At 62.5% G+C, this 21780-nt stretch carries 22 protein-coding genes; 10 read left to right on the top strand and 12 right to left on the bottom strand.

Translation table 11 applies throughout. The features are described 5' to 3' along the window. Positions 1–60 precede the first annotated feature (60 nt). Complete coding sequence (locus tag G7016_RS06160; RefSeq protein WP_181111960.1) at positions 61–1119, top strand: hypothetical protein; 1059 nt, start codon at positions 61–63, stop codon at positions 1117–1119. Between the two features lie 19 nt (positions 1120–1138). Here G7016_RS06160 and G7016_RS06155 read toward each other — a convergent pair whose 3' ends face one another. Continuing rightward, a complete protein-coding gene (locus G7016_RS06155) occupies positions 1139–1291 on the bottom strand; it encodes a hypothetical protein (RefSeq protein ID WP_181111959.1) in 153 nt (50 codons plus the stop codon). Between the two features lie 176 nt (positions 1292–1467). Here G7016_RS06155 and G7016_RS06150 point away from each other — a divergent pair, with 176 nt between their 5' ends. After that, a complete protein-coding gene (locus G7016_RS06150; protein ID WP_181111958.1) occupies positions 1468–2457 on the top strand; it encodes a threonine/serine dehydratase in 990 nt (329 codons plus the stop codon). 3 nt (positions 2458–2460) lie between these two features. Here the strand turns inward: G7016_RS06150 and G7016_RS06145 are convergent, their stop codons facing one another. The 7 genes from G7016_RS06145 to G7016_RS06115 all read right to left on the bottom strand — a co-directional run bounded on the left by G7016_RS06145 (position 2461) and on the right by G7016_RS06115 (position 10255). Then, the gene (locus G7016_RS06145) at positions 2461–3753 is read right to left on the bottom strand and encodes a TolC family outer membrane protein (RefSeq protein WP_258195098.1); all 1293 of its coding nucleotides are present in this window, start codon (positions 3751–3753) and stop codon (positions 2461–2463) included. Positions 3754–3795: 42 nt separating this feature from the next. After that, positions 3796–5148: an HlyD family type I secretion periplasmic adaptor subunit gene (locus G7016_RS06140; protein ID WP_181111956.1), complete on the bottom strand. Its 1353-nt coding sequence runs from the start codon at positions 5146–5148 to the stop codon at positions 3796–3798. Continuing rightward, a complete protein-coding gene (locus G7016_RS06135) occupies positions 5141–6865 on the bottom strand; it encodes a type I secretion system permease/ATPase (protein ID WP_181111955.1) in 1725 nt (574 codons plus the stop codon). Before G7016_RS06135 ends, G7016_RS06140 begins: the two co-directional genes overlap by 8 nt. A gap of 271 nt (positions 6866–7136) precedes the next feature. Continuing rightward, positions 7137–8012 carry a DUF3618 domain-containing protein gene (locus G7016_RS06130; RefSeq protein WP_181111954.1) on the bottom strand — a complete coding sequence of 292 codons (876 nt, stop codon included), beginning with the start codon at positions 8010–8012 and terminating at the stop codon, positions 7137–7139. Next, positions 8009–8419, bottom strand: coding sequence for a phage holin family protein (locus tag G7016_RS06125; RefSeq protein WP_181112197.1), 411 nt, complete (start codon positions 8417–8419; stop codon positions 8009–8011). The genes G7016_RS06130 and G7016_RS06125 overlap by 4 nt, the downstream gene beginning before the upstream one ends. A gap of 44 nt (positions 8420–8463) precedes the next feature. Beyond that, positions 8464–9105 carry a hypothetical protein gene (locus tag G7016_RS06120; RefSeq protein WP_181111953.1) on the bottom strand — a complete coding sequence of 214 codons (642 nt, stop codon included), beginning with the start codon at positions 9103–9105 and terminating at the stop codon, positions 8464–8466. 133 nt (positions 9106–9238) lie between these two features. Then, positions 9239–10255, bottom strand: coding sequence for a LacI family DNA-binding transcriptional regulator (locus tag G7016_RS06115; protein WP_181111952.1), 1017 nt, complete (start codon positions 10253–10255; stop codon positions 9239–9241). A gap of 238 nt (positions 10256–10493) precedes the next feature. On the opposite strand from G7016_RS06115, the gene G7016_RS06110 reads away from it, so the two are divergent. From G7016_RS06110 to G7016_RS06095, 4 genes are all read left to right on the top strand, one after another. Continuing rightward, positions 10494–11087 (top strand): gluconokinase, encoded by a 594-nt coding sequence (locus G7016_RS06110; RefSeq protein WP_181111951.1) that lies wholly within the window; start codon positions 10494–10496, stop codon positions 11085–11087. Between the two features lie 3 nt (positions 11088–11090). Continuing rightward, positions 11091–12443: a GntP family permease gene (locus G7016_RS06105; RefSeq protein WP_181111950.1), complete on the top strand. Its 1353-nt coding sequence runs from the start codon at positions 11091–11093 to the stop codon at positions 12441–12443. Positions 12444–12611: 168 nt separating this feature from the next. Then, positions 12612–12926, top strand: coding sequence for a hypothetical protein (locus G7016_RS06100; protein WP_181111949.1), 315 nt, complete (start codon positions 12612–12614; stop codon positions 12924–12926). A 12-nt stretch (positions 12927–12938) separates the two neighbouring features. Next, complete coding sequence (locus G7016_RS06095; protein WP_181111948.1) at positions 12939–13100, top strand: hypothetical protein; 162 nt, start codon at positions 12939–12941, stop codon at positions 13098–13100. 75 nt (positions 13101–13175) lie between these two features. Here G7016_RS06095 and G7016_RS06090 read toward each other — a convergent pair whose 3' ends face one another. The 3 genes from G7016_RS06090 to G7016_RS06080 form a co-directional block, all read right to left on the bottom strand. Continuing rightward, complete coding sequence (locus tag G7016_RS06090; protein WP_181111947.1) at positions 13176–14594, bottom strand: short-chain fatty acid transporter; 1419 nt, start codon at positions 14592–14594, stop codon at positions 13176–13178. A gap of 108 nt (positions 14595–14702) precedes the next feature. Further along, positions 14703–15359, bottom strand: coding sequence for a CoA transferase subunit B (locus G7016_RS06085; protein WP_181111946.1), 657 nt, complete (start codon positions 15357–15359; stop codon positions 14703–14705). A gap of 26 nt (positions 15360–15385) precedes the next feature. Next, positions 15386–16084, bottom strand: coding sequence for a CoA transferase subunit A (locus tag G7016_RS06080; RefSeq protein ID WP_181111945.1), 699 nt, complete (start codon positions 16082–16084; stop codon positions 15386–15388). Positions 16085–16199: 115 nt separating this feature from the next. Between G7016_RS06080 and G7016_RS06075 the strand changes: the two genes are divergently transcribed. Both G7016_RS06075 and G7016_RS06070 read left to right on the top strand, forming a co-directional pair. Then, a complete protein-coding gene (locus G7016_RS06075; RefSeq protein WP_181111944.1) occupies positions 16200–17105 on the top strand; it encodes a LysR family transcriptional regulator in 906 nt (301 codons plus the stop codon). Positions 17106–17123: 18 nt separating this feature from the next. Next, positions 17124–17945 (top strand): aldo/keto reductase, encoded by an 822-nt coding sequence (locus G7016_RS06070; RefSeq protein WP_181111943.1) that lies wholly within the window; start codon positions 17124–17126, stop codon positions 17943–17945. A gap of 7 nt (positions 17946–17952) precedes the next feature. On the opposite strand, the gene G7016_RS06065 is transcribed toward G7016_RS06070, so the two are convergent. Next, complete coding sequence (locus G7016_RS06065) at positions 17953–19113, bottom strand: PilT/PilU family type 4a pilus ATPase (RefSeq protein WP_181111942.1); 1161 nt, start codon at positions 19111–19113, stop codon at positions 17953–17955. A 106-nt stretch (positions 19114–19219) separates the two neighbouring features. On the opposite strand from G7016_RS06065, the gene G7016_RS06060 reads away from it, so the two are divergent. Then, positions 19220–21349, top strand: a complete 2130-nt coding sequence (locus tag G7016_RS06060; protein WP_181111941.1) for a hybrid sensor histidine kinase/response regulator — start codon at positions 19220–19222, stop codon at positions 21347–21349. Positions 21350–21415: 66 nt separating this feature from the next. Further along, positions 21416–21691: a peptidylprolyl isomerase gene (locus tag G7016_RS06055; RefSeq protein ID WP_181111940.1), complete on the top strand. Its 276-nt coding sequence runs from the start codon at positions 21416–21418 to the stop codon at positions 21689–21691. Positions 21692–21780 lie beyond the last annotated feature (89 nt).

Here is a 21780-nt window from a genome sequence, read left to right as displayed (position 1 = left end):
AGTCGAACGGCGCCATGGAGGCGTCGCGGCGCAATTGGATTGCATTAGAGGTGAACAATCATGAGAACCAGATCGGTGCTGGCGCTCGTCATGGGCTATCCATTGCTGAGCGGATGCGTGCAAGGCCCGCCCCTGCAATACACTGCGTTCTCGGACGGCGGTAGCGCTCCACAGGGCGACTACGCCGGGCTGACCAAATTTACCCTCGCACGTAGCTTGCTTCTCGTGCAAGCCAGCGCAGGCGAGCGAGCGCAAGTGACTTCCGTGCCCTCGGAAGCCGTGGGCGATGGCACTGATTTCGGTATCCGAGAGGTGCCTGGCACCGCAGGCACTGCGCTGCAGCTCACCAAGATCGGGAATAGCAACCTGGTAAGCTCGTTGGCCTTGCACCCTACCGCGCGCGCCAGCTCAAGCGACAACGCAACAGTGCCTCTCGCCCTGCCCGCTTCCGGCCCGGCGTTTACCGGCCTTGCATTCACCATCGACACCCAGGCGTTGTTGCCCAGCGCCCGCCCAGAGCGGGTTCCAATGTCCGGCATCGTCGAAGGTGCGGGCCGCCAGCTGGCGTTTGATATCGTCTTCGACCCAGTGCCAGCCGATGCCATCGAAACCCGTCATCTGGACCTGCAGCGTACTGGCAGCCTGTATTTCTATTCCGCCTGCCGCACCGCTACGTTGACCATCCTGAGCGCGCCACTGGCGCAGCAGCGCTTTACTGTCACCGTGGCCGATCCCAATTTCGTGCAAACCATCGCCGTAGACGAGAATCGCACAATCGCTAGCCATAGCGCCTGTGGGGTAGATGTACTGGCCAATGGTGCAGGAGGGATTATCCGCTCGGGCGGCGTGGCCGACCTGGTTGCGCAGGCCAGGAGCCTGAGCACTTCGTGGCGCACAACGCCCATGAGTGACAGCGCAAGCGCCCTGGCTGCGGTCAAGCCCCTGGCACCACCCAAGCGTTCGGTCCGCAAGGCCAGCCGGCGCACGCCCGCCCAGGTCCCGCCCGCAGAGGCAGAGGTAGAGGCACCAGCCCAGGCCGAGGCAACGCCCCGCAACCCACTACGCAATGCCGAAATCCGGCTGCCAGTGCCCGATCGCCGCGAATCGTTCGCCTTCTAGCTGGCTCAAGCCCGTCGGCTCAAGCCGGGTCTGTCAGCGCCTCGTCTGGCTTGAGGGGCGATGAGTCCCCGGTATCCTCATGGCCCGGTTCGTCCCGCTGCGGTTCATCGCCGTATTCATCGTAATCGGCGGGCGTCTGGCCAGGATGTTGCTGCTGCCGTGGATCGTTCATTACTGCTCTCCTTCAGGGTTCACGCTCATTCGAGGCGCCCCGCACTCGCAGGGTTCACTCTGCTTGCGGCTGAACCCGAGAAGGGCCACTACACTCTTCCTTGCCGAGGCCCTTCCTCACCGCTGGCGCGGCGCAGGCTGACTATTCACCTGAGCGTTTATTCCCCTGGAGCGAGAATGACCGAGACGACTGAAAGCACGGACGCACTGCTCGACAAATTGTACCGGGACATCATCGCCGCACATTCCGCCATGCGCCCGGCGGTGGCCGTGACCCCACTGACATTCAGCCAGCGCTTATCGGCCGCCACCGGTTGCGAGGTGTATCTCAAATGCGAGCATCAGCAGCATACCGGTTCATTCAAGTACCGCGGCGCGTTTAACAAGCTCAGGCTACTTTCGCCAGCGGAGCGTGCCCAGGGGGTGATCGCCGCCACGTCGGGCAATCATGGTGGGGGCGTGGCATTGGCAGGCCGGGTTGCAGGCGTGGAGGTTACGATCTACACACCGAACAAAACCTCACCTTACAAGGTGGAAGCCATGCGGGCGCTGGGTGCTACCGTGATAACAGTGCCCGGGACGTCGCTGGACGCCGAGCTGGAGGCGGAGCAGCAGGCAAGCCAGCAGGGCAAGACTTACGTATCACCCTACAATGACCTTGCGGTGATTGCGGGCCAAGGCACCGTGGGGGTAGAGCTGAACGAGCAGCTACCGGAACTCGACGCCGTGTTCGCCTCGGTCGGTGGAGGTGGCCTGGTTTCCGGGCTGGGCACGGCCCTGTCACGGCTTAACCCTGGCGCGGAGATTATCGGTTGCTGGCCTGAGCAATCGGCCCCCATGTACCGGTCCCTGGAAGCCGGAAAAATCGTATCGGTGCCTGAAGAGTTCAGCATCTGCAGCAGCAATATCGGCGGCATCTACCCAGGCGCCGTAACCTTCGACCTCTGCCGCCGGCTACTGGACCGCAGCGTGCTGGTGACAGAAGAAGAAATCCGCTGGGCCATGCGCGCCGTGGCCGTGGATGAACACTGGATCATCGAAGGCGCCGCCGGCGTGTCGCTGGCGGGCGCCCTCAAGGTCGCGCGTAGCCTGAAGGGCAAACGGCTGGCGGTGGTGCTGTGCGGCCGAAACGTCGACTGGCCGGTGTTTCTGGAAGCGGTGTCCTGACAATCAGAACATCGCCTCCACGTGGCTCAGCACGGCGCGGTCCATCTGGCCGGTATGAACATGCAGCGTGACGTAGCTCTGCAGCATGTCCAGCTTGGCGTTCAACAGGTCCCGGCGGGCCTCGAATAAGCGTTGCTGGGCGTCGAGGATATCCACGGTAGAACGCACACCGCCCTGGAAACCCTTTTCGGTAGACACCAGCGCCCGCTGGTTGGACTCCACTGCCCGCTGCGTGGCGCGGCATTTGGCGAACCCGGCAACTACACCGGCGTACGCGGTTTCCACGTCTTCGCTCAGTTGCTGACGTTGCGCATCAGCGTCTGCCTGGGCCCCGGCCAATGCTTCGGTTGCCCGGCGCACCGAAGCGCTGGTGGCACCGCCGCGATACAGCGGGATGTCCAGCGCGAGGCCTACGTAGTAACTGTCCTGGCGAGGCGAGAGGTCCTGATATTGCGTATTGTCCCGGCGGGTCAACTGTGTGGTCAGCGACAGCGTCGGGTAGTGCCCGGCCTTTTCCGAGTCGGCTTGGGTTTCGGCCACTTTCACTTGCGCCATCCGGGCCGCGAGTTCCGGGCTCGCCTCTCGGGCCAGGGTTGTCCAGTACCCAAGGTCCTGGGTATCGCTCAATGGGTTGGTGTCCGGGGGCAACTCGCGCATAGGCGTGATTTCCAGCAGGGGCAGGCTGCCGCGGCCAGATAGCGTACGCAGGGCGGCTATCCGCTGCGCCTGGTTCTCGGCTTCCTGAGCTTCCACCAGGTCATAGCGCGCCTGCGCTTCGTCCACGTCGGTGATTGCGCCCTGGCCCTTGTCGAGCAGCCGCTGGCTTTGCTTCACCAGCCCGGCGATGGCCGCCTTTTGTTGCGCGATCAACTTCAGCTCGTTTTCCACCCTCGCCACGGCGAAGTAGGCTTTGGCCACGCGATCGAACAGCGCCTGAGTGGCCACATCGTATTGCACCTCACCCAGTTCACCGCGGGCCTTGCCTTGCTGATAGGCCGCCCAACGGCCCTTGTCGTAGATCGGCTGCTGGGCGATCAGCGACATGCTGTTTGACTGGTAGTCGTCGCTGTCCACGTAGCTTTCATCGGTGCCACCGTCGGTACGGCCACCCTTGCCGTAGCGTGAGCTGAGCGACAATTGCGGTAGCAGGCCGCCGAGGCCGATGGCTTCCTCGTTTTGCGCCGCGCGGTGGGAGAAGTCCGCCGAGCGCATCACGGGGTCGTTGAGCCGCGAGGCGTCATACAGCTGCATCAGGGTCAAATGGTCGGTTTCAGGGCTTTGAGCATGGGCCTGCATGGCCAGGCACAAAAGGGTTAACGCAAGCCAGCGGTTCCTCATTCATTCTTCCTTGAAGGCTGCGAGCAAACGCTCACGCAAGGGTTTCATCAGGTAATTGACCAAGGTGCGCTCGCCCGTGATTACCGTCACGTCCGCCATCATCCCCGGCTTCACCGGCAAGCCTTTGGCTTGTAGCTTGGGCAACGTGTCGGCCGGTATTTCGACTTTCGCCGAGAAGTACGGCTGATGGGTCTGCTCGTCGATCAATTGGTCGGCGGAAACGGTCATGACCGTGCCCGTCACGGTAGGTGTGTCCACGCGCTGCAAGGCCGTGAAGTGAACCTGCACCGGCAACCCGGGCCGCAGTTTGTTGGCCAGCATCGGCGGGAACCGGGCGGTGATCGCCAGCGGTGTGCCTACCGGCACCACTTCCATCAATGCTTGGCCGGCCGTGGCTACACCGCCGATGGTATGCACGGTTAGGTTCATCACTTCACCGGCCACCGGCGCGCGCAGCGAACCGTTGTCCACTTCAAACTGCAAGGCGCGGATCTGATCGGCGTAGCCAGAGGCCTCCGCCGACACATCACTGAGCTGACTTTCCGCGTCGCGGCGGAATTCCTGCTCCTGCTGCATGGCCTTGAGCTTGCTCTCGTTGATGGACTGTTCGGTCTTGCCGATGTCGCCAATGGCCGAGGCGATCTGGCCCGACAGCTGGGCGGTATTGCGCTCGGCCTCGAACAGCTTGGCCCGCGGCACGTAGCCCTCCTGCGCGAGGTCGCGCAGCCCGTTGAGCTCTTCCTGCTGGAAACTCATCTGGGCGTCGTAGTTGGTCTTCACCTGGCGATATGCCCGCAGCTGCTGGCTGAGGGACGTCACCTCGTGGTCCACGATCCCCTGGCGGCTGGCCAACTCCGCCTTGCGCGTGAGGAACAGGTTTTGCTGCAGAGCCATGGCGGCCTTCGCCCGGGGGTCGGCTGCATGTTCCAGCAAGTCCTGGGGCCACTCGATCGTGTCCTGGCGTAGCCGTTCAGCCGTGAGGCGCGCTTCCGTGGCCCGCGCATTGAGCAGCTTGCCAAGTGTGACCTCAAGCTGGGATCGCGCCTGGACGGTATTGAGCTGCACAAGCAGCTGCCCCGGGCTTACAAGGTCGCCTTCGTTGACGAGGATTTTCTCGACCACGCCGCCCACCAGCGGCTGTACCGTCTTGCGCTCCCCGGCGACTACCACCTTGCCCTGCCCCACCATGCCTTGGTCCAGCGGGGCAAGAAACGCCCACAGGAAGAACCCGCCCAAAGCGATCAGCAGAAACCACAGCCCCTTGCGCGCTGTACTGGCGGCATCGGCATTGGCGGTTTCGGAGCTGATCGGAGTAACCGGCGCCAAGGGGCGCCGCGCAGTGACATCACGCATCGGAACGTGCCTCTCTTACCGGTGAAGGTGCGCTGGCCGGCGGGAGCACCGCCTTGAGCACCTGGTCACGGGTGCCAAACAGCTGCTGCCGCCCTTCGTTAAGCACCAGGATTTTGTCGACCACGCCCAGCACGCTGGGCCGGTGGGTGATCATGATGATGGTGCTGCCAGCGTTTTTCAGCGCGCGCAGCGCATGCACCAACGCCTTCTCGCCGGCTTCATCGAGGTTGGAATTGGGCTCATCCAGCACGATCAATGCCGGTTGCTTGAACACGGCCCGCGCCAGCCCGATGCGTTGCTTCTGCCCGCCTGACAGCCCCTGCCCACCTGGGCCCAGCACCGTGTCGTAGCCCTGCGGGAAGCGCAGGATCATGTCGTGAATCCCGGCATGGCGTGCGGCCTGGATGATCGGCTCGGAGTCCAGTTCACCAAAGCGGGCGATGTTCTCGGCCACGCTGCCATCGAACAGTTCAATGTCCTGCGGCAGATAGCCCAGATAAGGGCCCAGGTCCTCGGGCGCCCATTGATCCAACGGCGCACCATCGAGGCGCACGGCTCCTGCAAGCGGTGGCCAGATGCCCACGAGGGCCCGCGCCAGGCTCGATTTACCCGATGCGCTCGGGCCGATAACGGCCAGGATCTCGCCTTTGGCCAGTTCGAAATCGAGCCCGCGAATGATCGGCTCTTGCGAGTTCGGCGCGGCCACTTGCAGTTGCTCGACCTTCAGCGCGCCGGTAGGTGCAGGCAGCGCCATGGGCGGCACGGCAACGGGCTCCTCGGCCAGCAGGTCACTGAGCCTGCGATAGCTCTGGCGCGCGCCGACGAACTGTTTCCACGAGCCAATGGCTACTTCTACCGGTGCCAGCGCCCGGCCCAACAACAGGGACATGGCGATCATCATGCCGCCAGAGATCTGCCCTTCCAGCACCAGCAACGCCCCTAACCCGAGCGAGAGGGATTGCGCCGCGATCCGCACGAAACGGGTCATGGCGCTGATCCGCGCACCGCGATCGCTGGCCACGGCCTGGGAGGCAATCATCCCTTGTTGCAGCCAGCCCCAACGCTTGCGCAAGGCGGGCAACATGCCCATGGCCTGGATCACCTCGGCGTTGTGCAAGCTGCTGTTCACATAGAGGTTGGCCTTCATCGACAGGGCATTGGCCTGTGCCAGGCTGGGCCGCGTGGACAGTTCACCCCACAAGGCAAGCACCACCAAGGTAAGGGCCACGACCAGGGAGAGCACACCGAACCAAGGGTGGAACAGGAAGGCAATCACCATGAACACTGGCAGCCACGGGGCATCGAGCATGGCCAGCAGGCCTTGGCCAGTGATGAACTGCCGCACCTGGGTGAGGTCGCCAAACACCTGCGCCGGGTTGCTGTCGGTTTTGCGCAGGCTACGGGTAAACGCGGCGTCGAACAGGCGCTGCGCAAGGTTGGCATCAATCCCGGCGCTCATGCGGATCATCACCTGCCCACGCAGCCATTCGATCACCCCACTGAGCAGAAACAGGCCGATCGCAATCAGCGTGAGCATCAGCAACGTGGTTTCGTTACGGCTGGTGAGTACCCGGTCGTACACCTGCATCATGTAAAGGGACGGGACGAGTACCAACAGGTTGATGACGCCGCTGAAGATCGCCAGTGACCAGAAAACCCGCCGATACTTCAGAAGAGCCGCGTCGATGTCATTGCGAGGATCAAGTGTCAGGCGCATTAAGGCGTTACCAAGTGTGAAAACCGAGTCTCAGACCGTAGCAGTTCGATTTCATTCCGCCACTACCGGCCATTTGCTGTCATTTTTATGTGCATCCTTGCCCCAGCCTCGGGAACGCACGCAGGGAGACTGGTATATAAATTGGCGGAAAGCAAGGTCGACGCGCCGAACGCCGCCCATTAGCGTCGGGATTTTGACGATAATAACCTGAAGGCAAAAAAAACCCGGTGCCAATCGGCAACCGGGCGTTAGAAACCAGAATGAAACGCTTTCAGTGATGAGTACCCAAGCCACGCGACAGGTCGGTGTCCTCACCTTTGTACGGCGGGTTAACAGTGCTGCTAGCCGAGTCATGCCCTCGGGCTTCGTCAACTACGGTGCTGGCCTGGGCGGTAACGGTTTCCTTCACCTCACGAGCCTTGGCTTTGGCCTGGTCGGTCAAGCGGTCGCTGGTTTTACCCAGCAGGCGGTCCTCATGGCGCGTCGAAGGCAGTGCCGCACCCACCGCAGCCCCAAGGGCCAGGCCGATAGCGGCCAATACCAGCGGCTGTTCCCGAAGCATATGTTCGAACTGCCCTTTCGCCTGAGCGCCGGTCTCCCGCGCTTGAGCGGTAAGGTCATGGGCATTGCGGCCGAGCCGTTCGCTGCCGTCAGCCAAGCGCTCACTCGCACCGTCACGCCAGTTGCCTGCCTTGTCTTTCACAGCCGAGGTTCGCGCGGTCACGCTGTCGGCCACGGACGAGGCACGCGAAGTCACCGTGTCGGCTGCCCCGCGGAGCTGTTCCTTGGCGCTGTCCACTGCCTGGCCTACCTTGCTTGCGGCGGCGCTGGCGCGGTCCATCAGGCTTGGGCCGGTGTGCACCCGCGCTGGGGCAATCGGGCGGTTCTGGTTCATTGCCAACCACGCCAGGCTCAGGCTTGCCAGCACCGTGGGGATTGGGTTGTTTTTCACGGTGGTACCGAGGTTCTGGAAGAACTCCCCGCCGTTGCCCTTGGTGTACGCCAAAGCCTGGTCAAACAACTGGCCGGGGGTCAGCTTGCTCTCAAGGGCGTCGACGATGCTGCTGATATTGGCCCGCTGCTGGTCAATTTCATGCTCAAGCGTTTCCGGGCTTTTGTGCGACTGCGCGGTAATCGAAGAAGTCATGGCATTTTACTCCGCAGGGTTTGCTGGTCCTTGTCCAAGGCATTAAGCGTGCGGTCGGGCTTGAAGTGAGAAGGCTCGAACTGCTTCTTACCCGCCTGGATCATCACAAAGCCGATCACTACCACGATACCGCCCACGATCAGCGCTGCAGCCCAGGGCTCAAGCACAGTGCTAAGCCCGTATACCGCCGCCATCAGCAGTACGATAAAGCCGGCGAGCAGTACAATCGCCCCGCCAGCCACGGCGGCAATGCCAGCCTTCAAGGTACCGAGGCTGTTTTCCATCTCGGCCTTGGCCAGTGCCAGTTCCTTGGTGAACAGCGCTGGCACTTCATGGGTCAGCTGGCGCAGCAAGCCGATTACGCTGGCGTCCCCTTCCGGGGTGTGTACGGTACCGTCACGGCGCATTTGCGTAGGCTGGGCCGTTTGGTTCGTCGTGCGAGTGTCTACGTTCATACCAGGCCTCCTTTATTGAGCGGGTCCACGGGCTTGTCCAGGGTGGGGTACGTGGCGGCCTCGCCGAGCGGGTCTGCTGCAGGCAGCGGGTCGATGGCCGTGCTGCGGGCAGGCGGAACGGCGCTCTGCACCGGTTGCGATGTTTCGTACGGGTCCGAGGCGCCATAGGCTTCGGCCGGGGTCGGTGCCATTGCACCCAGCCCATCGTCGCTATCCGAAGCGGTAGGGGCTGGCGCCGAGGCGCGCAGGAAACGTGACAGCGCAAAACCAACGGCTACAGTACCCGCCAGGAACAGCACCGGGTTCTCCCGGGCTACACGAGCGCCTTCCTGCAACAGCTCCTCGGCACTCTTGTTGCGCATGCGCTCGGCAAATTCGCCCAGGCTGGTAGCGACATCCGCCAGGCCCTGCGACAGCCCCAACGTGTCATGCCCCTCCATCGCGGAGGCGGCAGACTGTGCGCCTTCCACCAGCCCTTCGATCTGATCGGCGGCCAGGTCACGGTACTGTTCGTACTTCTGGGTACCCTGCTCTTTCAGGTCGCCCACTGCAGAACTGGCTTCCTCGCTCAGGTTATGCAGGTGATCTTGTGCACGGTCCGCGCCCTTCGGCGTCGGTGACTGGTTTGGTATGGTCATCATGTCGCTCCTCAAAGGAAGTGGACTGTTGATGCGCGCTGCCTGTAGCGAGCTCACATCGCCCTACACTATTGAGGACGCAATGATCTGGAGCGGAGTTCACTGAAATCACCGGCGTTCCGGTGACCGGTCATCAGCTTTCCCTGACAATCAACTCAAAACCGAGGTCCTGGGGGCCCGTTTGCAGCGGCTGGCCGTCCAGCCTTGCCAGCAGCAGCAAGGCAGCCTGGCGGCCAATTTCGGCGCGAGGCGTACGGATGGAAGTCAGCCGCGGCACCATGTGCGCGGAGGTCGGCAGGTCGTTGAAGCCCACCATTGCCACCTGATCGGGAATTTTCACGCCCAGGCGCTGGGCCTCATAAATGGCGCCCTGAGCCAGGTCGTCGTTACAGAAGAACGCTCCGTCCACCTCCGGATGTTGCTCAAGCAACTGGCGGAACAGCGCGCCCCCCAGCTCGATCGACGAGGGCAGCGGCGACATCAGCTCCAATGCTGGATCGTGCAGCCCAGCAGCAGCCAATGCGCTACGGAAGCCGTCGGCCCTGCGCATTACCCGCGGGTCCAGCTGCGCTGCTACATACGCCAACCGGGTTCGCCCGCGGCCAAGCAGGTGCCGCGCCGCCACGGCGCCCGCCTGCTCCTGGGAGAAACCCACGCAGGCCAGGTTGTCATCGCCGCTGAGCTCCATCATGTGCACGCAAGGCACGTTGGCGGCCGCGAGCATCCGCTGGCTCGCCTCGCTGCGCTGCACACCCGTGAGCAGCATTCCTGCTGGCTGGTAGGCCAGGTAATTGCGAATGAGGTTTTCTTCCTCGCTCTCGTCGTAATGGAAGTTACCGATAAGGACTTCCATGCCGCGGGGCCGCAGCACCTCATGGATGGCTTCCAGGGTATCGATGAACAGGTGGTTGGATAGCGAAGGGATCAGCACCACCACCGAATGGCTTCGCGCCGAGGCCAGCGCGCGCGCGGCCGGGTTGGCGATGTACCCCAGGCTGGTCGCCGCATGCCGTACACGCTCGGCGAGCTCTGGCGCCACGGTACTCACCCCGCGCAGGGCCCTTGATGCAGTGATGGGAGAGACGCCGGACAAGCGAGCGACTTCAGTAAGCGTGGGACGACCGGTAGTACGGGTGCCGGGGCGGGCCATGGTGCGGGTTCCGGGTAGCAACGACGTCAGGAGGCGCAGTGTAGGAATTTACGCTTGCGAATTGTAGGAATTTGGCTAAGGTAGCGCTGTCTCAGGCGGGGAGCAATGCACAATCGTGCCCCTGCCGCGGTCGAAGCTGTCATACCGCTTTGACAATACCAACAACAAAACTGGGTGTGGCGTCAGCGGAACGGTTGTCGACCTCTTCCGAGACAGCGCTACCCCGCTGGAGGTAAAGATGGTTTCTCCCCTCAGCGCGCTGGTGGTGATGGGCGTGTCCGGCTGCGGCAAGAGTAGCGTGGGCGCGGCTATCGTCGAGCGCAGCGGCGGCCGGCTGATCGAAGGCGACGCGTTTCATCCCGCCGCCAACATAGAAAAAATGAGCGCTGGCATTCCCCTGGATGACGCCGACCGCGCCGGTTGGCTCGAACGGCTCGGCGAAGAGCTGGCGGCCTGGGTCGCCAAGGGCGAACGCCCGGTGCTGACCTGTTCAGCGCTCAAACGCCGTTATCGCGAGACGCTGCGCGCGGCGGTTCCGGAACTGGGCTTCGTGTTCCTTGAACTGACCCGCGAGGAAGCGGCTTACCGGGTGTCTCACCGGCCGGGCCATTTCATGCCGCCCAGCCTGGTGGACAGCCAGTTCGCCACACTTGAATCGCCCATCGGCGAAGCCTTCACCCTGACCGTCAACGCTGCAGAGCCGATTGCCGAGCTTGCAGAGCACGTCGATGGCTGGCTGCGGGAAAACGGTGCCGACGATCACAGCCAGGCCGGCTGCGATACCGCTGGCGCCCCCTTCTGTGCCCTTAATAATCACAATACGAGGCCCTGAACCATGTTTGGTTTGCCCCTTGATACCTTTTTGATGATCGACGCGCTGGTTACCATCGTCGGCCTGATCTTACTGATCACCAAACTGAAGGTTCACCCCTTCGTGGCGCTTACCCTGGCCGCCGGCTTCCTTGGCCTTACCTCCGGCATGCCGGTTGCGAAGGTGATGAAGTCGTTCCAGGACGGCTTTGGTGGCGTGCTTGGCTTCGTTGGTATCGTGCTCGCGCTCGGCACCATGCTGGGTAAGCTGATGGCGGATTCGGGCGGTGCTGACCAGATCGCGCAAACCCTGATCCGTTGGTTCGGCGTGCGCTACGTGCACTGGGCCATGATGTTCTCGGCGTTTCTGGTCGGGATTCCGCTGTTCTTCGAGATCGGCTTCGTGCTGCTGATCCCGCTGGTGTTCATCGTCGCCCGCCGCTCGGGGGTGTCGCTGGTGAAGGTGGGTATTCCGCTGCTGGCGGGCCTGTCGGTGGTGCATGGCCTGGTGCCGCCGCACCCGGGCCCGCTGCTGGCCATTGGCGTGTTTGGCGCTGATATCGGCAAGACCATTTTCTACGGGCTGCTGGTCGGTTTGCCCACCGCCATGATCGCCGGCCCGCTGTTTGGCTCCTTCATTTCGCGCTACGTGCCGGGCAACCCCTCGCAGGAGTTGATGGACCAGATCGCCAAGGAATCCACTGCGCGGGACCTGCCCAGCTTCACCGTGACCCTGGTTACTGTGCTGCTGCCTGTATTTTTGATGCTGCTCAAGACCTTTGCCGACGTGGTACTGCCCGCAGACCATGTGGTACGGGTTTGGATGGACCTGATCGGGCACCCGATCACCGCCCTCCTCGCCGCGCTACTGCTGGCTTTCTACACCTTCGGTTTCGCCCGTGGCTTCTCTCGCCAGCAAGTGATGAAGCTGCTCGACCAGAGCCTGGCGCCCACTGCGGCGATCATCCTCATCGTGGGCGCCGGCGGCGGCTTCAAGCAGATGCTGGTGGATACCGGCGTAGGTAACGTAATCGGCCAGATGGCGGTGCACGCGCAGATCAACCCGCTGCTGCTGGCCTGGTTGGTGGCGGCGGTGATCCGCGTGGCTACCGGTTCGGCGACCGTTGCAACCATCACTGGCGCGGGCATCGTCGCCCCGGTAGTAACGCTGATCCCGGACGTGAACCGCGAATTGCTGGTACTGGCCACCGGCGCCGGTTCGGTGATCCTGTCGCACGTGAACGATGCCGGCTTCTGGCTGGTGAAGCAGTATTTCAACATGACCGTGGAAGAAACCTTCAAGACCTGGAGCATGATGGAAACCATCCTCTCGGTGGTGGGCATCATCCTGATCATGCTGCTGTCGATGGTGGTCTGACCCCCATTCGCGAGCTACGCCTGCGGCTCTCACAGGCAAGAGGGCGTAGCTTGCGAACTGATTTTTGCCCTCCTCCGCGCGCCCAGCCACCGACCATTCGTCGCTTCGCTGGCACCTTGCGCTCCGTTGATCGCCTTAAGTCATGTGTCTTTCATACTGGAGACGAACATGATCAGCAAACGCCTTACTACTCTTTTCCTGGCCGCCGCTCTGGGCGCTGGCAGTACTTTCGCCCTGGCCGATTCCAGCACTGGCACCACCGACCCCACCACCCCGGGGACCTTGCCTGCCAATAAAGGTGGCGCAACCGGAACCGGCACCGGCGCCCTGCCGAACCGCAACACCGATGGCTCCACCGCGACCTCGCCCAAGCCAGGCAGCAATGCTGATGTAACGACGCCTCAGGGCAGTGATACCAAGCCCACCAATGGCAAGACGGGAATGGGCGGCACTGGCTCTGAAGGCACTGGCACCGATAAGTAAGCGGAGGCAATGATGACCACCCGCGAACCTGACGATCGCACTTCAGGCCTGCCTGAAAGCGATGACCCTTCAACGCCGGAAGGGAACACCTTCAGCCCGGACTTTGAGCCCGAGCAGGATGAGGAGAAGCTGTACAAGCCCAAGGATGCCGACATCGACACCGATGGCGGCTAGATCTACCTCTTGCTGATTGTGTGACATAGGCCCTGGCCTGCCCCACTGCCCTCGCATCGCGAGGGCAGTGTCATTTCAGGGCATCACAGGTGGCGCATAGGCCAACGTTCCGCCGAGCAGCCACAACAGCAGCAACACCAGCGGCGCATGCACCAGCAGTTGCACGAAGGAGAAGCCGATCAGCTCCCGCGCCTTGAGCCCCAGTACGCCCAGCAGGGGCAGCATATAGAAAGGGTTGATCAGGTTAGGCAGCGCCTCGGCGGCGTTGTAGATCTGTACGGCCCAGCCCAGGTGATACTGCAGGTCATTGGCAACCTGCATCACGTAAGGTGCTTCAATGATCCACTTCCCGCCCCCGGACGGAATAAAGAAGCCCAGCACCGCCGAGTACACGCCCATCAGCAACGCATAAGTGTCATGGGTTGCGATCTGCACAAAGAACGTCGAGATGTGGTGGGCCACGGTTTGGGCATCACTGCCTTTTACCGTTGTCATGATCGCGGCAATAGAGCCATACAATGGGAACTGAATCAGCACCCCCGTGGTGGTCGGTACTGCCCGGGCCACGGCATCAAGGAAGCTGCGCGGCCGCCAATGCAATAGCGCGCCGAGCATGATGAACAGGAAGTTGTAGGTGTTCAGCCCGGAAATAGCCGTGATCGCCGGCTTGCTGGCGAACTCCTTCGCCAACCATCCCCCGGCCAGCACCACCAGGATCAAGGTCAGCACGGGGCTGTATTCGAGCCATTCACCCGGGCGCTCCCGCTTCGGTAGCTTGGGCAGGCTGAAGACCGGCTCGACACCGCATGCACGCGCATCCTTCGCCGTTGCCGGGCCAGGTGCCGTAGCGTAGGCCACTACCAGAGACACCACGACCAATGCCAGCAACAGCAATCCGGATTGCCACATGAAAATCGTCTGGGTGAACGGAATAACACCGGTAATTGCCAGGATCGACGGGGGCAGGCTGGCCGGGTTGGCCTGAAGCTGGGCCGCTGACGATGACAGCCCCAACGCCCACACCGCGCCCAGTCCCAGATAGGCAGCGGCCCCGGCGGCACGGTAATCCATGCGCAGGTCCTCACGGCGCGCCAGCGCACGCACCAGCAAGCCGCCGAATACCAGCGACAGCCCCCAGTTCAGCAGCGAGGCCACCATCGAGATCAGCGCCACCCAGGCCACGGCTGAACGGCCATTGCGGGGCAGGCGCGCCAGGCGCTCGATCAGCCGCGCCGCCGGCGGCGAGCTGGCAACCACGTAGCCACCGATCACCACAAAGGCCATCTGCATGGTAAAGGGGATCAGGCTCCAGAAGCCGTCACCGAACGCGGCGGCGGTCGCCGTGGGCGTACCTCCGATGGCCAGCGCGGCGAGAGCCACAACGACCACCGCCAACGCGGCAAACACATAAGAATCGGGAAACCAGCGCTCGGCGAAGTGCGAGCACCGAAGGGCGAACCGGGCGAAACGGCTGTCTTCCAGCGAAGCAGGCATGGGCAGAACCTTTTATTGTCGTTATGGGTAAAACCGTGAACGCGCCGCTACCCGAGGGCGGCGTGGAGCCCTTGGGTAGCGACGCGCTCACGACAACAGGGTAGCGCTTCAGAACACCATTTCGGGGACTTCAGCGGGCACAATCAGTTTGCCAGCGGTTTTGGCTACGATTTCTTCCACGCTCACGCCCGGTGCGCGCTCGCGCAGAACGAACGCGCCGTCTTCGATCTCAAGCCACGCCAGGTCGGTAAGCACCTTGCGGATACAACCCGCGCCAGTCAGTGGAAGGCTGCAACGCGGCAGCAGCTTGGATTCGCCGTCCTTTGACGCATGGGTCATGGTCACGATGATGTTGTCCGCGCCGGCCACCAGATCCATGGCCCCGCCCATACCCTTCACCAGCTTGCCGGGGATCATCCAGGAGGCGATATTGCCCTCGACATCCACCTCGAAGGCGCCCAGCACGGTAAGGTCCACATGGCCGCCGCGAATCATCGCGAAGGAGGTGGCGGAATCGAAAATCGATGCACCTGTGCGCGCGGTCACGGTTTGCTTGCCGGCATTGATCATGTCAGCGTCCACGGTTTGTTCGGTGGGAAACGCTCCCATCCCCAGCAGGCCGTTTTCTGATTGCAGCATTACATCCATGCCCTCGGGCACGTAGTTGGCGACCAGCGTGGGGATGCCAATCCCCAGGTTTACATAAAAACCATCCTGCAGTTCGCGAGCGACGCGTTGCGCCATTTGTTCACGGGTAAGTGCCATGTTACAGAGCCTCGTATAGGGTGCGATCACGCCTTCAGGGTGCGTTTTTCGATACGTTTTTCGAATTGGCCCTGTATCACTCGGTCCACGAAGATGCCCGGGGTGTGAATCTGGCTGGGCTCCAGCATGCCGGGCTCCACGATTTCCTCTACTTCCACCACTGTGATGCGGCCGGCCGTGGCCGCCAGGGGGTTGAAGTTCTGAGCTGTGTGGCGGTAAACCACGTTGCCGAAATGGTCCGCTTTCCAGCCCTTCACAATGGCGAAATCGCCCGTGATGGCTTGCTCGAGGATGTAATGCCGCCCGTTGAATTCGCGTACTTCCTTACCTTCGGCTACCGGCGTGCCGTAGCCGGTTGCGGTATAGAACGCAGGAATGCCCGCGCCGCCGGCGCGCATCTTTTCAGCCAAGGTACCTTGAGGGGTAAGCTCCACTTCAAGCTCGCCATCGAGCAACTGGCGCTCGAACAGCGCGTTCTCGCCCACGTAAGAGGCAATCATCTTGCGGATCTGGCGGTCCTCGAGCAGCACGCCTAGCCCAAAGCCATCGACGCCGCAGTTGTTGGACACCACCGTGAGCCCGCGCACGCCCATACGCTTGATCTGGGCGATGAGATTCTCCGGAATGCCGCACAGGCCGAAGCCGCCGGATAGCACGGTCATGTTGTCGGTAAGCCCTGCGAGGGCCTCTTCGTAGCTGTATACCCGTTTATCGAGTCCGGCCATGGAGGTTTGCCTTTACTGTTGTTATTGATTGCCGAGGGGCTGGCGCTGACTTATCTTCCGCCCCGCTGGCTGATTTGATAAGTTTGATTTACTGATCCATTGATATGGAAATTTAATGAATCCCCGGCAGCTTCGTGCGTTTGTCACCATCTCCCAAACTCTGAGCTTCGCTCAGGCCGGCGAGCGACTGCACCTGTCCCAGCCGGCCCTTAGCCTGACCATCAAAGCGCTGGAAGAAAACCTTGGCGGCCCGTTGCTCGTTCGCAGCACGCGCAGCGTACGGCTTACGCCAGAGGGCGAAACCTTGCTGCCGCTGGCACGGCGGCTGCTTGCCGACTGGGACAACACCGAAGAGTTGATGCGCCAGCACTTCACACTGCAGCGAGGAAAAGTCTCCATCGCAGCCATGCCCTCCTTTGCCGGAAATCTCCTGCCCAAGGCCCTGCGTCGCTTCAAGGACCTGCACCCTAACGTCAATGTAGCCGTCCATGACGTGGTCAACGAGCAAGTGGTGGAAATGGTTCGCCAGCGCCGCGTGGAGCTGGGTATCGGATTCGAGCCTGAGTCGTTGCGCTCCCTGGTATTTCAGCCGCTGTTCACAGACCGCTTCGTCGCCGTGGTGCCGCGGGACTCCCCCTTGGCCCGGCTGAGCAGCGTGACGTGGGCCGAACTGCTGGAAGCGGATTTCATTACCCTTCAACGGCCGTCCGCGGTGCGCTTGTTGCTCGAGGCCGACCTGCGCGAGCGCCACGGTGGCCTGGCCGTAGCGTTCGAGAGCCATCAGCTGAGCACCGTAGGCCGGATGGTAGCCTGCGGCCTGGGCGTAAGTGCAGTGCCGGCATTGTGCAGCCAGCAGATGGAAGAGTCGGGCGCCCATTGCCTTCCATTGGAGGAACCTCGGATTGAAAGGCGAATCGGAATGATGCGGCTTGCTGACCACCAGCTGTCCAGCGCTGCCCAGGTATTGGGGGATGTGCTGCTGGCCACGCTGGCCGTTCCGGCAGATCCCGCCCTTTCATGACCCCGCAAGGAGATCACTATGCGAGCTGTAACACTGGCCGGCCAGGCCCTTCCTCCGATCGGCCAGGGCACCTGGCGCATGGGCGAGGACCCAAGCCGCCGGCAGGATGAAATTGCAGCCTTGCGCCTGGGCCTGGAATTGGGCCTGAAGGTGATCGATACCGCGGAAATGTACGGCGAAGGCGAGGCCGAGCGGGTGGTAGGCGAAGCCCTTCGCGGCAATACCGAACCGCTGTATCTGGTGAGCAAGGTGTACCCGCATAACGCCAGCCGTCATGGCGTGATCGCCGCCTGTGAACGCAGCCTGCAACGCCTGGGTGTGGAACGTCTGGACCTTTATCTGCTGCACTGGCCAGGGGAGTACCCGCTTGAAGAAACCATCGAAGGCTTCGAGCAATTGCGTGAGGCCGGCAAGATCGGCGCCTGGGGGTTGTCCAACTTTGACCTGCCGGACCTCCAGGGCACGCCGCTGGACAACTGCGCGACTCAGCAGGTGCTGTACAACCCGGAAGCCCGCGGGATCGAATACGACCTGTTGCCCTGGGCGGCCGAGCAAGGTAAGCCGATCATGGCGTACTGCCCGCTCGCCCAGGGCGGGCGCTTTCTTGACCACCCGGCCCTGCAGCAGATCGCCGTGCGGCACAAGGTAACGCCGCCGGAAGTGTGCCTGGCCTGGGTGATCCGCAGCGGCAATGTAATGGCCATCCCTAAAGCAGTGGACCCCGTGCACGTGCGCCTGAACGCGCGCGCCGCCGAGTTGCAGTTGACCCCGCAGGACCTCGCGGAACTGGACGTCGCCTTCCCCCCGCCCACACGCAAGCAGCGCCTGCGAATGGTGTGACCCGCTGTCAGCCGTGGCCATCCTCGTCACTTACCAGGCCCCAATCCGGTTTGCCCGGCCGCGCTGCACCCGCCGGGGCTGCCGGCGCAGTACTGCGTTCGGCCGGATTGTCGCGCTGCAGTTTAAGGCGCAGGCGCAAATTGTTGGCCGAGTCGGCGTTCTTCAGGGCTTCTTCTTCGCTGATGGCCCCTTCGACAACCAGGTCGAACAGCGCCATGTCAAAGGTACGCATGCCCAGGTTCACTGACTTTTCCATGATCCCTTTCAATTCGCCGAATTCGCTGCGGTGGATCAGGTCCCGAATGGTCGGCGTGCCGAGCATGACCTCCACGGCGGCGCGCCGCTTTCCATCCACGGTTTTCACCAGCCGCTGCGACACGAAGGCCTGCAGGTTATTACCCAGATCCTGGAGCAATTGCGGCCGCCGCTCTTCCGGGAAGAAGTTGATGATCCGGTCCAGTGCCTGGTTGGCGTTGTTGGCGTGAAGAGTGGAGATTGCCAAATGGCCCGTGTCGGCGAAGGCGAGCGCATGCTCCATGGTTTCGCGGTCACGGATTTCCCCGATGAGGATCACATCGGGTGCCTGGCGCAGGGTATTTTTCAACGCCGCGCGGAAACTTCGTGTGTCTACACCCACCTCGCGTTGGTTCACGATGCACTTCTTGTGGCGGTGGATATACTCCACGGGATCTTCGATAGTAATGATGTGGCCACTGCTGCTACGGTTGCGATGGTCGATCAAGGCCGCGAGGGACGTGGATTTACCCGAGCCCGTCGCGCCGATGAACAGTACCAGGCCATGCTTGCGCAGGATCACATCCAGCAGTACGGGGGGCAGCTTGAGGTCGTCAAACAATGGGATGTCGAGTTTGATGTTACGGGCTACGAGGGAGACCTCGTTGCGCTGTTTGAAAATGTTCACCCTGAACCGGCCCACGCCGGGCAGCGACAGCGCCAGGTTCATTTCCAGCTCTCGCTCGAAGTCCACCCGTTGCTCGGCATCCATGATGCTCGCAGCGATCTGCGCCACCTCCCCTGGCTTCAGCGCCTCGGCGGCCACGGGCCGCAGCACACCATTGAACTTGGCGCAGGGCGGCGCGCCGGTAGAAAGGTACAGGTCGGAACCGTCCTGGGTGGCAAGCAGTTTGAGCAGGGCCGGGAGATCCATGAATGCAGTCCGCCAATAATACGTTGAGATCAATAAGCGCCAAGGCGCATAGCTTGGCTGGGAAAGGCCTTGTGGTGCAAATCGAATGGCAAGCAAAGGTAAGCCGATGACAGTTACCAAACCGGCGACTACGCTGGCACCCCACAGCGCAGCGCGCCTGGAACAACTGTCGCAATGCCCGCCAGCGCTGCGCATGGCGGTAGACATCGCATTGAATGCGCCAGTGCCCACCGCTGTGCTGTGGGGTGCACACCACCAACTGATTGCCAACCCTGCCCTGGTTGAGGCGCTGGGGTTGCCCATACCGCGCCCCGGTCAAGCCCTGCGTGATCTGCTACCGGAGCCCGACTACCCCCTCGCCGTGGCGCTGCAGGCAGCCAGCGAGGGCGATCGCTCCGTGGTACCCGGTTTAAGGCCCGCATCCGGCACATCCGTTTCGGCCCGCCTCAGCGCCCACTTCGCACCGGTGCGCGATGATAAAGGCATGGTCATCGGAATCTGGCTCACGGTGCTCGCCGACCCTTCCACGGGTGTCAACGAGGGCGTGCTCGAGGCTCGCCTTGCCGAACAACGGCGGGCTCATCAAGCCTCTGAAGAGCGGCTGAGGCTTGCCCTGGATGCGACCCACGCGGTAGGTACCTGGGACTGGTATATACGTGAGGATCGGTTTATCGCCGATGCCCACTTCGCATATATGCACAATGTCGATCCTGTTCAGGCAGGCCAACGGCCGATAGGCGATTATCTTGCGGCAGTCCATCCCGAAGACCGCGTGTTCGTGGCACGTCGGATCAAGGCCTGCATGCACGGCAGCGGTGAATTCGCAGAGGAGTACCGCCTGCTTCAGGCGGATGGCGGCTGGCGCTGGGTGTTCGCCCGAGGGCGGTGCTTCCGTGACGATCACGGGCGCCCCGCCCGCTTCATTGGGGCGTCCATCGACATTACCGAACGCAAGCTGGCCGAACAGGCGCTTCGCGAGCTCAACGAAACGCTCGAGCAGCGCGTGGCTGAACGTACTCGCGCACTGATCGATGCCAACCGCCGGCTTCTGGCCGAAGCGCAGGAGCGTGAACGCGCCGAGGAGTTGCTGCGCCATGCACAGAAGATGGAGGCCGTGGGGCAATTGACTGGCGGCATCGCCCACGACTTCAACAACATGCTCACCGGCATCATGGGGAGCCTGGACTTGATGAACCGCTACATTGCCAAAGGCCGCAGCGCGGAAATCGGCCGGTTCGCCGACGCCGCGTTGTCCTCGGCGCAGCGCGCGGCCGCCCTCACCCACCGCCTGCTCGCCTTTTCCCGTCGGCAGTCGCTGGATCGTCAACGCATCGACCTCAACACCTTGGTGCTTTCGCTGGAAGACCTGCTGGCACGCACTACCGGCGAACAGATCGAGCTACGCCTGGAGCTCGCGCCCGACGTCTGGCCGGTGCATACCGACCCTAATCAGCTGGAAAGCGCGCTGCTCAACCTGGTGATCAATGCTCGCGACGCCATGCCAGACGGTGGGCGCCTGCTGATCACCAGCGGCAACCAGCTGATTGACGACCCCCGTGAAAACCCGCCCATGGAGCCGGTGCGGCCCGGCCATTATGTAACCTTGTGCGTGAAAGACACTGGCAGCGGGATGTCCGCCTCCACCCGGGCCAAGGCGTTCGACCCGTTCTTCACCACAAAACCCACAGGACAAGGTACCGGCCTGGGCTTGTCGATGATTTATGGCTTCGCCCAACAAAGCGGCGGGCACGTAAGCCTGGTGAGCGAGCTAGGCCAAGGGACTGAAGTGTGTCTGTATTTGCCGCGTTATCTGGAACCACATGCCGCCCAGGCAACGCTTGAAGCCGAGTGCATTCCGCCGCTGGCACAGGAGGGTGAAAGCGTGCTGGTGGTCGAGGACGACCCCGCTGTGCGCATGCTCATCCTTAACGTACTGGATGAACTGGGCTACCGGGGCCACCCGGCCGCCGATGCGGAAGTAGCCGTGCCCCTGCTCGACTCCGCGCTGCGGATCGACCTGTTGGTGACCGACGTAGGCCTGCCCGGTATGAACGGCCGGCAACTGGCCGAAATCGCCCGCGACCGTCGGCCGGGGCTCAAGGTGCTGTTCATGACGGGTTATATCGACAAGGCGGCGGATCGCGACACGTACCTGGAGGAAGGCATGGACATCGTGAGCAAACCGTTCACGCTGGAAATGCTGGCCAGCAAGGTGCGCCAGATGATCGGCGACTAGCGGGGTGGGCGCGCTGGCGTTCAGGCAGTACCATGCGCGCCCGTTTCCGTTATTTCAGCACTATCCATGAAAGCTCAGGCCCGTCACATACTCGTTCGCACCGCCCAAGAGGCAGAAACCCTTCGCCAGCGCCTGGCCAAGGGCGAGCCATTCGATGTACTGGCGCGCAAGCACTCCACTTGCCCTTCCGCAAAGCGCGGCGGTGACCTCGGGGAAGTACGCCCCGGGCAAATGGTGGGCGCAATCGACCAGATCATCTTCCGCAAGGCGCTGAAAGTGATCCACGGCCCCGTCAAAAGCCGCTTCGGCTATCATCTGGTGCAGGTGTTCTACCGGGATTAAAAAAACCCGCACGGCCTGAGGCGGTGCGGGTCGTATAAATAAATAGATAACGGGAAATGTTTCGCGCGAAGGTCAGGCAAGGCAAAAGC

The sequence above is a fragment of the Pseudomonas japonica genome (genome assembly GCF_013522925.1).
GTDB classification, from domain to species: Bacteria; Pseudomonadota; Gammaproteobacteria; order Pseudomonadales; family Pseudomonadaceae; genus Aquipseudomonas; species Aquipseudomonas japonica_A.
The sequence above is the reverse complement of the archived record's forward strand: the minus strand, read 5'-3'. Positions and strand labels throughout refer to the sequence as shown.